Origin of the sequence: Cloacibacterium caeni (assembly GCF_907163105.1) — a bacterium.
Classification (GTDB): Bacteria; Bacteroidota; Bacteroidia; order Flavobacteriales; family Weeksellaceae; genus Cloacibacterium; species Cloacibacterium caeni_A.
This window is the reverse complement of the sequence record NZ_OU015321.1, coordinates 1,499,710-1,515,673: the sequence shown is the minus strand read 5'-3', so window position 1 is coordinate 1,515,673 and position 15,964 is coordinate 1,499,710. Positions and strand designations below refer to the sequence as shown.

Below are 15,964 nucleotides of genomic sequence, written 5' to 3'. Positions count from 1 at the left end.
GAATAAATATTATGAAACCCAAGATCCAAAAACTTCAATTATCTTCCATTTTCCTTTAACTTTTGAAAGGTAAATTTTACTTCCTCCATTTGACGAATTAAATTCAACTACTGCTTTATCTTTATTTTTGTTGAAAATAATTCTAGAAATAGAATAGTTGCTTATGAAATCATCATTCCATTTAGTGAAATCTCCAATGTAATTTTTATCTAAAATTATATTTTTAGGAAAATGAATTTTAGTCAAATCAATTTTTTTTGACTTCATTAAGTCTTCGTCAATTTCTTTTAAATAAAAATCTTCAAAACCCTTCACTTTTTCAAAAATTTTGTATTTAAAATCTTTTTCAATTCCTGTTAATGAATCTTTAAAATAGATATGAAATGTTTTTTTAGAATTTTCAATTGAATCTTTTCTCATTTCATTTTCAAGAAATTTTTCAAATTCTTTTTCTCCCATTTTCATGGTAATTGAATGTGGTAAAGGTGGAGGAGGTGGAATTGGCTTACTTATTTTAGAAGTCAAAAGATTAATTATTTCATATTCATCATCGGTGATTTCATCTTTTTTACAAGATTGAAAAACAATAAAAATAAGAAATAAGAAAGTAAAAAATGGCTTAATTTTCATATATTAAAAATAAGTAAAATACTTGATTCAAATATTTATTTTGAAAGAAAATCTTCAACTCTTAACTTCACAAAAAATTCTTCCAACTTCTGACTTCCGACTTCTGACTTTTCCCTATCTTTGTTTTTATGACAAATTCTGACAAAAGACTTTTTCTCATCGATGCTTATGCGATGATTTTTCGCGGTTATTACGCTCTGATTAGAAATCCTAGATTAACTTCTAAAGGTTTTGATACGTCTGCTATTTTTGGATTTACCAATTCATTAATTGAGCTGATTAGAAGAGAAAAACCTACGCATTTGGCTGTGGTTTTTGATGTAGGAAAAGAAAATGTGAGAACCGCTGATTTTACAGAATACAAAGCGAACAGAAGTGACACTCCAGAAGCGATTAAAAACGCAGTTCCCTATATTCACAGGATTTTAGAAGCCATGCATATTCCGATTTTGGGAGTAGAAGGTTATGAAGCAGATGATGTGATAGGAACCATTGCCAATAAAGCCGAAAAAGAAAATTATACCACGTTTATGGTAACGCCAGATAAGGATTTTGCGCAGTTGGTTACCGACAGAATTAAAATCTACAAACCGGGTTTAAAAGGCGGCGATGTAGAAATTTTAGGCGTGGAAGAAGTAAAAGCCAAATACGAAATTGAAGACCCAAAACAAGTCATCGATTTTCTGGCAATGATGGGAGATGCTGTGGATAATATTCCAGGATTGGAAGGAGTGGGCGAAAAAACTGCTATGAAATTTTTGAAAGAATTTGGCAGTATAGAAAATCTTTTGGCAAACACTTCTCAACTGAAAGGAAAACTGAAAGAAAAAGTAGAAAACTCTGCAGAAAGAGGGATTTTGTCAAAAAAATTGGCAACGATTATTTGTGATGTTCCCGTTGAATTTCACCAAGAGCAATACGATTTAGATATTCCAGATTTCGAAAAAGTTCGTGAGATTTTTGACGAGATAGAATTTAGAAGGTTGTATGAAAATCTGTACAGAGCGTTTCATCATGAGCAACCAGCAATCAGCAATCAGCAATCAGCGAATGAAAGTGATTCAAAACCAGTCTCGCAGAAAGCGGAAAGCGGAAAGCAGAATGCTCTACAATTAGACCTTTTCGCAGATTTCGAAGCGCTAGAACAATCTACTTCTACTACGCTCAATATCGAAACTACGGATAAAATTTATCAATACATTGATACCGAAAAAGCTCAGAAAATTTTAGTCAAAAATCTTTTGGCACAAAAAGTAGTTTGTTTTGATACAGAAACCACTTCGCTTAATGAAATGGAAACTGAACTCATCGGGATGAGTTTCTGTTACAGAAAAGGACTGGCTTATTACATTCCGATTTCTGAAAACCAAGAAGAAGCGAAGAAAACGTTAGAAATTTTCCGTCCGTTTTTTGAGAAAAAAGAAATTTTAAAAATAGCTCATAATCTTAAATTTGATTATAAAGTTCTGAAACATTACGGTGTGGAAGTAGAAGGAGCGATTTTTGACACGATGATTGCTCATTATCTTCTAAATCCAGATGGAAGACACGGAATGGATTATCTTTCAGAGATTTACCTCAATTATAAGCCTGTTTCTATAGAAAGTTTGATTGGCAAAAAAGGCAAGAACCAAGGAACATTGCGTGATGTTTCACTCGAAGAACAAACGAGTTACGCTGCGGAAGATGCAGATGTAACGTTTCAATTGTACGAAATTTTTGCTCCTCAACTGAAAAAAGAAGGAGTAGAAGATTTGTTTTATCATATAGAAATGCCATTAATGCGCGTTTTAGCCAAAATGGAATTTGCAGGAATTTCGTTAGACGAAAATTGGTTGATTCAAGAAAGCAAGGATTTAGAAAACGACTTGAAAAACCTTGAAACCAAAATTTTTGAACTCTGTGGCGAAGAATTTAACATGAATTCTCCGAAACAACTCGGCGAAATTTTATTTGAAAAATTAAAACTAGATCCAAAAGCGAAAAAAACCAAAACTGGTCAATACGCTACTTCGGAAGATATTTTGCAGAAATTGGCTTCTAAACATGAGATTATACAATACATTTTAGAATACAGAACCTACCAAAAACTGAAATCAACGTATGTAGATGCATTGCCGAATCAGATTGACAAAGACACGAAAAGAGTTCATACCAATTTCTCGCAAACTACTGCTGCTACAGGAAGATTGGCTTCTCTGAACCCGAATTTACAGAACATTCCGATTAGAACTTTGCGTGGTCAACAAATTCGTGGAGCTTTCGTGGCAGATGAAGGAAACAAACTTATTTCTGCCGATTATTCTCAGATAGAATTGCGCTTGATTGCAGAAATTTCTGGCGAAGAAAATATGATAAAAGCCTTCCAAAATGGCGAAGATATTCACGCTTCTACTGCGGCAAAATTATTTAAAATCCCAATCGAAGAAGTGACCAAAACACAGCGTTCACAAGCCAAAACCGTGAATTTTGGAATTATTTATGGTCAAGGTGCGTTTGCTTTGGCAGAGCAAACTGGACTTTCACGAACGGAAGCGAAACAACTCATCGATTCTTATTACGAAACCTATCCGAAATTGAAAGAATTTATGGCAGAACAGGTTGCGAAAGCCAGAAAATTAGGATATGTAGAAACGATTTTGGGCAGAAAACGTCATTTGCAAGACATCAATTCTAATAATTTTGTGGTAAAAGGTCACGCCGAAAGAAATGCTGTAAATGCTCCGATTCAAGGTTCTGCTGCAGACATTATCAAATTAGCGATGATTAAAATTCAGGAAGTTCTGGAACAGGAACATCTGAAAACCAAAATGCTTTTACAAGTGCATGACGAATTGGTGTTTGAAGCACCAGAAAACGAAGTAGAAATCGCCAAAAAACTGATTAAAGAAAATATGGAAAACGCCTACAAAACTGAAGTTCCTTTATTGGTGGAAGTTGGCGTGGGTGAAAATTGGTTGGAAGCGCATTAGAATTGAGAATTGAAAGTTGAGAATTGAAAATGAAGATTACCTTGTCATTGCGAGGAACGAAGCAATCTAAAAATTATAAAATTTTATTGAGTTTGTTTATAATTGAAAATATTTTTGCTTCGTAGAAGCAAAAGGTTTGTAAGAAAAATGTAGAATTTGAAAGGTAGTTCCGTAGGAACGATAGAAATTATATATTATGGCAGAGAAAATTGTAATTTTAGGAAATGGATTTGATCTGAGGCATTTTTTGCCAACAAAATATAATCACTTGATAACTATTTTGAGAGAAATAGGAAATTATAATTTTTCTGATTCTGAAGTTAGCTTTTCTGATTTATTTAATGAAAGTTTTAAACAAAAAGATGAGTTTTTTTATAATGGAATTTTAAATTGTTATGATGTTCAAAACATTAAATTTAATTCTGATAAATTAAAATCAATTCAAGATAGACTTATAAAAAATAGTTGGTTTCAATATTTAAAGACCGTTGAAGATTCTAAAATAGAAACATGGATAGATTTTGAAACTGAAATCAATAGAGTTTTAAAAATAGTTTCAATCTATTTTGAATCTTTTAATCGTGGCGATTTTGAAAAAATAATATATGGTTTTTTAGGTGATGAGAGTAAATTTTATACAAGTAATTATGATAGTAACAATTATTTTCACAATAAGTTACAACATAATATTCTTATAAATTTTAATTTATTTAAAGATGAAGATGGTGATAGGTATTCAATTCTAGATAAAAATTTTATATTAACCATCGATAATGAAATACAATATTTTAAGGAAAAAAAATTCTTTGACTCAATATACAATTCATTAGAAGAATTTATAGGAATTTTTAATGACTATTTAATTTTCATTGTTAATTCATTTTATAAAAATTTTAAAGAAGATATTAAAGAAAATTTCATTATAAAAAACAAAAAATTTTTGTTTAATAGTGTTACAAAAATATATTCCTTTAATTATACTAATTCTCTTCAAAAATTATATAATAATAATTTTACATCTTACAAAATCGAATTTTTACATGGAAAATCAATTGAAAATTGGGGTAATAAATTGGAAGAATTAGAAATAGTTTTAGGTGTAGATGAAATTGAAAATTCACTAAAAGATGATAAGCTTTTTCAATTTACAAAATATTTTCAAAAACTTCATAAAAATACAGATTATCTTTTTCTAGATAACGTTATTAAACAGTTTGAAAAACCAATGACAAAAGATGAACATAACTATGTATTTTACTTTTGGGGGCATTCTTTAGATATTTCAGATAAAGACTATATTAATGATGTTTTTAAGATTATAAAATTAAGAGAGAATAATAAAATAATTGTGTTTTATCATTCAATTTCTGCAAAAGCAGAATTGTTGAAAAATCTTTTAGCGGTAATTCAAGATAAAAACATCATTGAAGACTTAATGAAAACTAAAAGGTTGCAATTTCTTGAATCCACTCCAGAAAATTTATTTAATGAATTAGCATAAATCCAAAAAAAATATGAAAACAGTAGTCCTTTACGAAACCGCACCAGATACGACTATGGAGAAAATGATGGAAGTTTTTCCTGCGCATCAAGCCAATGAAGAAATCTTTGTGAAAGCTGGAAAAATATTGGGAATTGGTCCGTTTGCAATTCCGGGAGAAGGAGCGATGGCGATTTTCACCGACAGAGAATCAGCAGAAGAATTTGTAAAAGGCGACCCTTTTGTAACCACAGGTTTAGTATCGAAAGTAATCATCAAAGAATGGCATGACGAATTAATGTAATCCATGAAGTTTCTCATTATAATTCCCGCTCACAACGAAGAAGAAAACATACTTCCGTGTTTAGAATCGCTGAAAAATCAGACGTTTCAGGATTTTAAATGCGTCATTGTGAACGACGGTTCTACCGATAAAACTCATGAAATTGTAGAAAAATTTTTAGAAAATAATTTAAAATTTAGAATCTATAATCTAAAATTATCAAAGCACGAACCCGGCGCAAAAGTCGTGAGAACTTTTAATAAAGGTTTAGAATCCGAAAATGTAGAAAATTTTGATGTGGTTTGTAAATTTGATGCAGATATTATTTTTCCTGAAAATTATTTAGAAAAGATAAACGAAGTTTACGAAAAAAATCCAAAAGCAGGTATGGTCTCTGGTTTGGTTTATATCCAAAAAGGCTTCGACTCCGCTCAGCCTGACAAAAACGACTTTACAACTTTACAGCTTCACGATTTTACCAACCAAAATGAATGGATTTTCGAAAATCTGTCTTCTAAAAATCACGTTCGTGGTCCTATAAAGTCTTACCGAAAAGAATTATTTCTGAAAATGAAAGGTTTGAGAGCGGTTCTCGGTTGGGATAATATAGATGTGATGTTGTGTAAAATGCACAGATTTGAAACAGTAACACTTCAAGACCTTTGGGTGAAACATCTTCGCCCAACTGCCTATAAATATAAATCTCAAAAAGCCCAGAAATTGGGAGAATATTTTTATAATATTGGTCTTAATTTTCCATTAGCTGCAATTTCTTCCGCAAAATCTTCTTGGAAAAATAAATCGGTTTCAGAGTTTTTTATCACCATGAAATCATTTTTGAAGCAGAAAAATCCTAGAGTTTTAAGCCAAGAAGAAATTGCGTTTATCAGAGATTTACGTTTGAGTGAAATGTTTAAAAAAATTATGAAATCATAAAATATGAAAAATCTACAAATACTCTTTTTACTATTCTTCGGATTGTTTTCCGCGCAAAAAAAAGCAGATTTAATTGTTTACAATGCTAAAATTTATACGGTAAATCAAAATTTTGATATCGCAGAAGCAATGGCGATTTCCAAAGGAAAAATTGTAGCTGTTGGAGGAAAAGAAATTCTAAAAAATTATACTGCAACTCAAAAAATTGATGCTCAACAAAAGCCTATTTATCCTGGTTTTATAGATGCGCATTGCCATTTTACAGGTTATGCAACAGATCGTTGGAAAAGTGATTTGGTTGGCACTAAATCTTGGGAAGAAATTGTAGAAAAAATCAAAAAATACAGCGAAACAGCTCCTAAATTTTGGTTGTATGGAAGAGGTTGGGATCAGAATGATTGGGCGGTAAAAGAATATCCAACCAAAGAAAAATTAGATGAATTGTTTCCTAATCGTCCGGTTTATCTAAAAAGAGTGGATGGTCACGCTGCCATTGCCAATCAAAAAGCTTTGGATTTGGCCAAAATTACAACCGAAACTAAAGTTTTAGGAGGAGATATTGAACAGAAAAACGGAAAATTGACTGGAATTTTAGTTGATAATGCCATGGATTTGGTAGAAAAAATGATTCCAGAGATTGAAGATGATTTGGCCATCAAATATTTCGGGGAGTTGCAAAAAGAATGCTTTGCTTTCGGTTTAACTTCACTTCATGATTGCGGGATTTCTGAACATACTTTGTCACTTTTAGAAAAATCTCAGAAGCAAAAAGTGTTGAAAATGAATGTTTTTGCACTTTTAAGTGATAATCCTGATTATTACGAAAAATGGACTAAAAAAGGTCGATACACGAACGGAAAAATCACTGTTGGCGGTTTTAAAGTTTATGCAGACGGCGCTTTGGGAAGTAGAGGTGCGTGTTTGTTAAGTGATTATCATGATAAACCAAAATGGAGAGGTTTTCTATTGAGCGAAAAATCTCATTTTGAAAATTTATCTAAAAAATTGATTAAGAGTAATTTACAGATGTGTACTCATGCCATCGGTGATTCTGCCAACCGAGAAATTCTAAAAATTTATGGTGATGTTCTAAAAGGTAAAAACGATAAAAGATGGAGGATTGAACATGCTCAAATTGTAAACCCTGCTGATTTTCAATATTTTGGAAAATATAATATTGTTCCATCTGTTCAGCCAACTCACGCCACTTCTGACATGTATTGGGCGGAAGAAAGATTGGGAAGTGAACGCATCAAAACGGCGTATGCTTATCAAGATTTGTTGAAACAAAACGGTTGGGTTGCATTGGGAACAGATTTTCCTGTGGAAGATATCAATCCTTTTAAAACGTTTTTGGCTGCAGTAGCAAGAAAAGATGCGCAGAATTATCCTGAAAATGGTTTCCAAAAAGAAAATGCTTTAACCAGAGAACAAACATTACGTGGAATGACCATTTGGGCGGCAAAATCTGTATTTCAGGAAAAAGAAAGAGGAAGTTTAGAAGTGGGAAAAAATGCGGATTTTATAGTTTTAGATAGAGATTTAATGAGAATTGATGAAAAGTTTATACTTAATGTAAATGTTGTATCTACTTTTATTGATGGGAAGAAAGTTTTTGATAATGGTTTATTAGAAGTGCCAGAACCAATTAGAAATCCTAATAATTAGATTCATTTGAAACATTTAAATAATGAATTCAGAAAGTTGAAAAAAATCGCATACATAGAACTCGATACTCACGCTGAAATTGCGCTGAATTTTATGGAATTAATGAATGATTCCAAAGTATTTTCTGTGGATTATTATTTCAGCGAAAAGATTCTGAAAACGCTTGGTTTACAAGAAACTGAGAACAAAATAAAATCAAACCATCAAACGATTTTCAAACAACTTCAAACTAAAAATTATGATTTGATTATCATCGGAACAGTTCATCGCTACTTCAATGTTTTTGAGAAAATTGCAGAGAAATTCAATACTTCGATTATTTGTCATAATTTGAATTTTGTGAAAGCTTCAAACTTTGATTTGTTGAGCTCTGTTTTCAAAGAAGATTTTCAGTATCGTTTGAAATTGTTATTGAAAGAAGGTTTATTGAGGAAGTCAAAAGTTTACAAAAAAGCAAAAAATCTTTTGGTTTTAGACCGAGGCTTCGACTCCGCTCAGCCTGACAAATATACATTCTTACCGATTTTTTACACCAAATTTTTAGAAAAACCTAAAAATGAAACTTATACTATTGTCATTCCAGGAGCGGTTTCGCAGAAAAGAAGAAATTATGAAAGAGTTTTGAAATCAATTAAAATTTTTCATTTTCCTTTCGAAATTATATTCCTTGGGAAAGCATCGGGAAAAGAATTGGAAATGCTTCAAGATTTTGAGAAATCAAAACCAGATAATATTTCCATCAAATATTTCACAGAAAAAGTTCTACAAGATATTTTTGATCATTTTATGCAAAAAGCAGATGTTTTGTGGTGCCCAATTCAACAAGAAACGGCTTTTTTTAGTCAAAAAGAAATTTACGGCTTTACCAAAATGAGCGGAAACATTGGTGATGCGATTAAATATGGAAAATTGGCGGTTTTCCCAAAAAATTATCCTTCAAAATATTCTTTTATTATTCCAGAAAAAGGAAGTCTAGGAGATTTTCTATTTATCAAAAAAGATGTAGATTTTTCAGAATTTAGCAAAGAAAAAGTCTTACAAGAACTAGAAAAAACTATTTTTGCACTCTTATAATGAATCCATGAAACTCTACCAAATTCTTATAGAAGCTTCTCAATATATCATTCCTCAGTTGTATAAACAGAGGTTTTTTAAGAAACAAAATCAACTTTCTCGCGAAAATATTATTTCCAGAAAAGTAGAGCCAGAATTGCTTTGGTTAACAGAATTTCTTCCTAAAGATGCTGTTTTTATAGATGTTGGCGCAAACGTGGGACATTTTATTTATCAGTTAGAATATCATCTTTTTCCTCAAAATATTTATGCTTTTGAACCCAATAAATCTTTGAACAGAAGATTGAAAAGGCTATTTCCGAAGGTTAAACTGTTTTCGGTGGCTTTGTCAGACGAAAACACGGTGGCAGAATTTAAAATTCCAGTTTTGAAAGGTGAAAAAGTAAATTCAAGAGGGACTTTGCAGACCGATTTCAGAGAAGAAAATGAAGAAAAAACCATTATTCAAAAGGTGAAAGTGGTAAAACTAGATGATTTTGCTCCAATTCAAAAATTAGAAAAAGTAGATTTCATCAAAATAGATGTAGAAGGAAACGAGATGAAAACACTTTTTGGAGCGAAGGAAACCATTTTGAAATTTAAACCAACGGTAATGGTGGAAATAGAACAGCGCCATCATAAAGAACCGATTTGGAATATGATTTCAGAAGTGGAAAATTGGGGTTTTGAAGCGCATTATTTACAGAGAAATACTTTTGAATTGAAAAGACTGACAGAAGAGTTTGTCAAATCTCAAAATGCTATCTTTGTAAAAGATTACGAAAATTACATTAACAATATTATTTTTATTCCTCAATCTTAACCTTTGCCTTAACCTGATTTATGAGCGTAGTAGCCAGACAAAGTTTTAAATATTCTATCATAGGATACCTTGGTTTTTTACTGGGAACTGTTTCTGCTATTTTCATATTTCCGTTTGATATGGTTTTCTACGGAAAACTGCGTTTCGTTTTATCGGCAACCTTAATGCTAGTTCCTTTTGTGGTTTTCGGGTTAAGTTATTCTAACGTTTACTTTTTCGGGAAAGCGAAAGAAGAAGGAAAACATCAGAATCTTTTTAGCCTTTCTTTAGTTGGAGTTGGGATTAATTTCTTTATTTTTTTACTCGGATTTTTTGCATTTTTCTATATTTTTTATTCGTTTCAAGAAGATTCTGAGTTATGGGATATGAAGCGCTTGATTTTACCAATGGTTTTGGTGATGTCGCTTTCCGCAGTTTTTAACCGATATATTTCTAATTTCAAAAGAATCGTTGTTCCGAATATTTTTGAAAATATTTTCCCAAAACTAGCCAATCTTGGAGCGTTTTGTCTGTTCTTTTTCTTAGGAACTTCAGAAAAAATATCTTACGGATTTTTCTTAGGCATTTTTGGGCTGGGATTAATTGGTTATGTTTTGTATACCAATAAACTAGAAAAAATATCGCCAGATTTCAGTACAGATTTTGTCAAAAAAGATAAACTTTGGAAAGAAATCTTGAATTACAGTTTTTATGGATTTTTAGGAAATTTAGGAAGTTTTTTAGCACTGAATATTTCCAATTACATGATTGGTGAAAAGCTTTCTTTCGAAGAAAACGGAATTTACAGCACGGTTTTTTCGGTGGTACAACTGATTAGCATTCCATCGATGGGATTGTATAATATTTCTGCGCCAATCATTAGTAAGCATTTTGCAGACGACACCATTAAAGAACTCGATGTTTACTATAAAAAAACCTCTCTGAGTTTATTTTTTCTTGGGTTGGTGTTATTTTCTTGTATTGCAGTTGGTTATCCTTATCTCACGGATTTTATGCCAAAATCTGGAAAATTATTACTGGAAGCGCAACCGCTGGTTTGGGTGATTGGTTTTGCACTGTTATTTGAATTGGCAACAGGTTTTAACAGTCACATTATTTCCATGTCAAAATATTACCGATTTAATATTTATGTGATGTTGTTTTTGGCGGTTCTTACCACGAGTCTTAACTTTTATTTCATTAATAATACCAGTTTAGGAATTCTGGGAATTTCTATTTCTTACGCCGTTTCATTGACGATTTTCAACTTGACCAAAATTGCTTTTAACTACTATCAATTCAAGGTTTCTCCTTTTACAATAGAAATGTTATACAGCGTGATTTTAGCAACTTTAGCCATTTCCTTGGCGATTGTTTTGCCTAATTTTTCAAATAGTTTTTTGAATTTGGTATACAAACCAGCTTTGGTTCTCATCATTTTCTTTGTAGGGAATCACTTTATGAGAATTTATCCTTTAGATAAATTTTTAACCAAAGATTTCTTCAAGTCTATCCTTAAATTTTAAAAAAGCCTAAATCCTAAATCCCAAATCCTAAATCTAAAATCGTAAATATTCAGGGCAATCTTTTTCTGCCTTTACTTTTGCCAAAGCAAGAAAAAGTCGGGCTATTCGTTACAATCTTTTATTTTTCCATTTGTCAAAGAAAAATAAAAGGATTTTCACTTCTATCCCTATTGCAGAAATATATACCTTTTAACCAAATTTACCCTCCAAAATTCCTAAAATTTCTGTAAATTTGCGACTTACAACAAGTTATGGAAAGCATACAAATTCACGACAAATCTTTCGTGCCTTACCTTAAGCACGACGAACTTCAAGAAATCGTAAAAAGTCTTGCAGAAAAAGTTTACGAAGATTATAAAGATGAAACGCCTGTTTTTATCGGGGTTTTGAACGGTGTAATCATGTTTTTTTCTGATTTTCTAAAGTATTATCCAGGGAAATGCGAATTGGCATTTATCCAAATGTCTTCTTATGCTGGAACTCAATCTACAGGGATTGTTTACAAGAAAATGGACTTGACAAAAGAAGTAGAAGGAAGACACATTATCTTAATGGAAGATATTGTAGATACAGGAAATACCATCGAAAGTTTATACAATTATTTCGAAAATACACAGAGACCAAAATCTCTAAAAGTGGCAACACTTTTACTAAAACCAGAAGTCTATAAAAAAGATTTCAAAATACATTATGTAGCCAAAGAAATTCCTAATAAATTCGTGTTGGGTTATGGATTAGATTATGATGAATTAGGAAGAAACTTACCAGATTTGTACCAATTAGAAGATGGTAGAATAAATCATTGATTGCAGTCAGCTTTCTGCAATCAGCAATCAGCAAAAAAAACTAATAATCAAAATGCGTGATTATAAAAAATATGATATTTGGAAATTGAGTCATTTATTGACTTTAGAAGTTTATAAAATAACTGAAAGTTTTCCAAAAGAAGAAATATTTGGGCTTACATCGCAGATTAGAAGAGCATCAAGTTCTATAGGAATAAACATAGTAGAAGGTTGTGGCAGAGGAAGTGATGAAGATTTTAAAAGATTTTTGAGAAATGCATCTGGTTCTGCATTTGAAGTAGAATATATACTTTTGCTCTCAAAAGATTTGAATTATATATCAGAAGAGAAATTTATAGAATTAACTCCAAAAGCAGAAGAATTAAAAATGAAAATCTCAAAACTAATTCTCAAAATTGAAGAAGATATCAATAAAAAGAAAAATAGATAAATAGTATTAACCATAAAAAAAATTGGCATTGCAAAGCTGAAAGCTAAAAGCAGATTGCCGAATGCTAAAAATGATAAACATCGTTCTATTCGGTCCTCCAGGAAGTGGTAAAGGAACCCAAGCACAAAACCTAATTGAAAAATTTAACCTTAAGCAAATTTCTACAGGAGATTTGTTCCGTTTTAACATGAAAAATGATACGGAATTAGGAAAATTGGCTAAATACTATATTGACAAAGGAGAATTGGTTCCAGACCAAGTAACCATTAATATGTTAGTAGATGAGCTTAAAAAACCTACAGAAGCTAATGGTTTCATTTTCGATGGTTTCCCAAGAACTTCTTACCAAACTGAAGTTTTAGACCAAATTGTAAAAGAACAATTACATTCAGAAATTTCTGTATGCCTTTCACTTATTGTAGAAGACGAAATCTTAGTGCAAAGATTAGTAAAAAGAGGTGAAACTTCTGGCAGAGTAGATGATAGTGAAGAAGGCATCATCAGACACAGAATAGAAGAATATTATGCTAAAACTGCTGAAGTAGCAGAACTGTATAAACAACAAGGCAAATATGTAGAAATTAGTGGAGTAGGAGAAATCTCTGAAATTTCTGAAAAACTTTTTGCCGAAGTAGAAAAAATAAAATAATGCAATCTGCGATCAGCAATCCGCTTTCAGCGTAAAATTTTAAAAGCAGATTGCTTAAAGCTGAAAGCCGAAAGCAAAAAAATATGAGCAATTTTGTAGATTACGTAAAAATACATTGTAAATCAGGTCACGGTGGTGCTGGTTCTGCGCACCTTCGTAGAGAAAAATATATTCCCAAAGGTGGACCTGATGGTGGCGATGGAGGAAGAGGAGGACATGTTATTATGAGAGGAAATGCTCAGGAATGGACATTGCTTCCGCTTCGTTATACGCGTCATGTAAAGGCAGAACGCGGCGAAAATGGTGGCAAAAACCAATTGACTGGAGCTTATGGAGCAGATGTTTACATTAATGTTCCTATCGGTACAATTGCCAAAAATGAAGAAGGCGAGATTATTGGAGAAATCATGGAAGATGGACAAGAAATCATCATCATGAAAGGAGGAATGGGTGGTCTTGGAAACGAGCATTTCAAATCTTCTACCAATCAAACTCCAAGATATGCACAACCAGGAATGCCTGGTGAAGAAGGTTACGTGGTTTTTGAACTCAAAATTTTAGCAGATGTAGGATTAGTAGGATTTCCAAATGCTGGGAAATCTACACTTTTATCTGCTGTTTCTGCGGCAAAACCAAAAATCGCAGATTACGCTTTTACTACATTGACTCCCAATTTAGGAATTGTAGAATACAGAAATTTCAAGTCTTTTGTAATGGCAGATATTCCCGGAATTATTGAAGGAGCTGCAGAAGGAAAAGGTCTTGGTCATCGATTTTTAAGACATATTGAGCGTAATTCAATCTTGCTTTTTATGATTCCTGCCGATTCTGAAGATCATTACAAAGAATATCAAATTCTACTGAATGAATTAGAAGAATACAATCCAGAATTAATTGATAAAGACATTATTCTTTCTATTTCTAAATCAGATTTGCTAGATGATGAATTGAAAAAAGAAATCACCGCAGAGTTTCCAGAAAAACTGAAACCGCTATTCTTTTCAGGAGTTACTCAAGAAGGTTTAGTAGAACTGAAAGACGTTATCTGGAAAAAATTACACGGATAAAAAAATAAAGAAAGCGTTCATTTTTGAGCGCTTTTTTAGTACATATTGACCCGTCCTAAAATAAGTTTACACCCAATAGACTTATTATGGAAAATCGAGAGAAGACAGTAGAAAAGCGTACACAACAAGATTACACAATGGCTTTTAAATTAGGTATTGTAAGCCGTGTAGAAAAGGGCGAATTCACTTACAAACAGGCACAACAACATTACGGTATCCAAGGTAGAAGCACCGTTTTGGTTTGGCTCAGAAAATATGGTAATTTAGATTGGAGCAAACCCACCATTCATACCATGTTACAATCCAAAGAAACACCCGCCGAAAAGATTAAAAGATTAGAGAAAGAATTAGCTGATGAGAAACTGAAAACCAAAGTTCTCAATATGATGATTGATATCTCCGACAAGCAATACGGCACACAGATCCGAAAAAAGTTTACGCCCAAACAGTCAGACAACTCCAAGAAAAAGGATTGAGTTTATCCAAAATCTGCAGATTGTTTGGGATAAGCAGACAAGCCATTTACCAGCAGCGCCAAAGATTATGTGTTCGGGAAAAAGAATTGGAGAAAGTTAAACAATTCGTTGAGGAGATTCGTTTAGAACAGCCCAGAATAGGAACAAGAAAACTTTATTATTTGCTTAAAAATAAGTTCAAGCTTGAAAAGATAAAAATAGGCAGAGATGCGCTGTTCAATTATTTACGAAGAGAAAACCTGCTTATTTATCCTAAGAAAAGATATACAAGAACAACTTTCTCCAAACACTGGCTCAGAAAACACCCCAACCTTTTGAAAACGACTTGCCTAAAAAGAAAAGAACAGGTATTTGTAAGCGATATCACTTATATAAAAACCAAAACGAATGTCTGTTATTTATCTTTGGTTACGGATGCTTACAGCAGAAAAATAATGGGTTACGAATTAAGTGAAAATATGAATGCTGAAAATGTAGTCAAAGCTCTGAAAATGGCCGTTAAAAACAGAACAACACATCTTCCGCTTATTCATCACTCAGACAGGGGATTGCAATATTGCTCAGAAGTGTATCAGAAAGTACTTGTTGAAAACAAAATAAAACCCTCAATGACAGATGGCTATGATTGTTATCAAAATGCTTTGGCAGAAAGAATAAACGGAATATTGAAGCAGGAATTTTTAATTTATAAATGCAAAAACATTCAGGATTTAAAACAAATGGTTAAAGAAAGTATTTATATTTACAACAACAAAAGACCACATCTTAGTCTGAAGATGAAAACCCCGGAAACAATCCACAAAAAATCCGGAAAATCAATATCTTCCGGATTGGTATTTTAATGTAAAACTTGTAAACCTATTTTAGGATTAGTCATAATAATTATTTAAAATTTTATTTTTAATCCGCAAAAGCAAAAAAAATCTTTAGTTGATAAGCTATTCAAAAGTAAAAAAAGCGAAATATTTTACTTTTTTTACTTTTGAAGTACTTGTTTTCATGTATTTCTTTTGTCTCTTTTGTGGTTTATAAATAATTCTTTTTTCATTTATTTCTAAAAGACTATCTTTGTCCCATTATTCGCGGCATTCTTTAGCCAAAGTAGAAGATACTTTTTCAAATATCTGTAAATAATTAACAGATTTTTGCGCAAAAAATGTTGAAGTAAAATACTTCGCCCGCACAC

14 protein-coding genes are annotated in these 15,964 nt (G+C 31.9%); 13 read left to right on the top strand and 1 reads right to left on the bottom strand.

The window, feature by feature from the left end; all coding sequences use genetic code 11:
- Nucleotides 1-9: 9 nt before the first annotated feature.
- Nucleotides 10-459: a hypothetical protein gene (locus KKQ76_RS06885; protein WP_213196436.1), complete on the bottom strand. Its 450-nt coding sequence runs from the start codon at nt 457-459 to the stop codon at nt 10-12.
- A 299-nt stretch (nt 460-758) separates the two neighbouring features.
- Here KKQ76_RS06885 and polA point away from each other — a divergent pair, with 299 nt between their 5' ends.
- From polA to KKQ76_RS06820, 13 genes are all read left to right on the top strand, one after another.
- The gene (gene polA / locus KKQ76_RS06880) at nt 759-3,602 is read left to right on the top strand and encodes a DNA polymerase I (protein WP_213196435.1); all 2,844 of its coding nucleotides are present in this window, start codon (nt 759-761) and stop codon (nt 3,600-3,602) included.
- Nucleotides 3,603-3,798: 196 nt separating this feature from the next.
- Nucleotides 3,799-5,103, top strand: a complete 1,305-nt coding sequence (locus tag KKQ76_RS06875; RefSeq protein WP_213196433.1) for an AbiH family protein — start codon at nt 3,799-3,801, stop codon at nt 5,101-5,103.
- A gap of 13 nt (nt 5,104-5,116) precedes the next feature.
- The gene (locus tag KKQ76_RS06870; RefSeq protein WP_069797596.1) at nt 5,117-5,386 is read left to right on the top strand and encodes a YciI family protein; all 270 of its coding nucleotides are present in this window, start codon (nt 5,117-5,119) and stop codon (nt 5,384-5,386) included.
- A 3-nt stretch (nt 5,387-5,389) separates the two neighbouring features.
- Nucleotides 5,390-6,301 carry a glycosyltransferase family 2 protein gene (locus KKQ76_RS06865; protein WP_213196432.1) on the top strand — a complete coding sequence of 304 codons (912 nt, stop codon included), beginning with the start codon at nt 5,390-5,392 and terminating at the stop codon, nt 6,299-6,301.
- A 3-nt stretch (nt 6,302-6,304) separates the two neighbouring features.
- The gene (locus KKQ76_RS06860) at nt 6,305-7,969 is read left to right on the top strand and encodes an amidohydrolase (protein ID WP_213196430.1); all 1,665 of its coding nucleotides are present in this window, start codon (nt 6,305-6,307) and stop codon (nt 7,967-7,969) included.
- A gap of 36 nt (nt 7,970-8,005) precedes the next feature.
- Complete coding sequence (locus KKQ76_RS06855; protein WP_213196428.1) at nt 8,006-9,043, top strand: hypothetical protein; 1,038 nt, start codon at nt 8,006-8,008, stop codon at nt 9,041-9,043.
- A 7-nt stretch (nt 9,044-9,050) separates the two neighbouring features.
- A complete protein-coding gene (locus tag KKQ76_RS06850) occupies nt 9,051-9,845 on the top strand; it encodes an FkbM family methyltransferase (RefSeq protein WP_213196427.1) in 795 nt (264 codons plus the stop codon).
- Between the two features lie 20 nt (nt 9,846-9,865).
- Nucleotides 9,866-11,350: a lipopolysaccharide biosynthesis protein gene (locus KKQ76_RS06845; protein WP_213196426.1), complete on the top strand. Its 1,485-nt coding sequence runs from the start codon at nt 9,866-9,868 to the stop codon at nt 11,348-11,350.
- A gap of 251 nt (nt 11,351-11,601) precedes the next feature.
- Nucleotides 11,602-12,156: a phosphoribosyltransferase gene (locus KKQ76_RS06840; RefSeq protein ID WP_213196425.1), complete on the top strand. Its 555-nt coding sequence runs from the start codon at nt 11,602-11,604 to the stop codon at nt 12,154-12,156.
- A gap of 52 nt (nt 12,157-12,208) precedes the next feature.
- Entirely contained in the window at nt 12,209-12,586 is a 378-nt protein-coding gene (locus KKQ76_RS06835) for a four helix bundle protein (protein ID WP_104792777.1), read from the top strand.
- A gap of 70 nt (nt 12,587-12,656) precedes the next feature.
- A complete protein-coding gene (locus KKQ76_RS06830) occupies nt 12,657-13,235 on the top strand; it encodes an adenylate kinase (protein ID WP_213196423.1) in 579 nt (192 codons plus the stop codon).
- An 83-nt stretch (nt 13,236-13,318) separates the two neighbouring features.
- On the top strand, nt 13,319-14,302 hold the full coding sequence (obgE, locus tag KKQ76_RS06825) for a GTPase ObgE (RefSeq protein WP_213196422.1): 984 nt from the start codon (nt 13,319-13,321) through the stop codon (nt 14,300-14,302).
- Nucleotides 14,303-14,388: 86 nt separating this feature from the next.
- A protein-coding gene (locus KKQ76_RS06820; RefSeq protein ID WP_246501297.1) for an IS3 family transposase occupies nt 14,389-15,620 on the top strand; the annotation gives its coding sequence in 2 pieces (ribosomal slippage) (nt 14,389-14,737 and nt 14,737-15,620; 1,233 coding nt in all).
- Nucleotides 15,621-15,964: the final 344 nt, after the last annotated feature.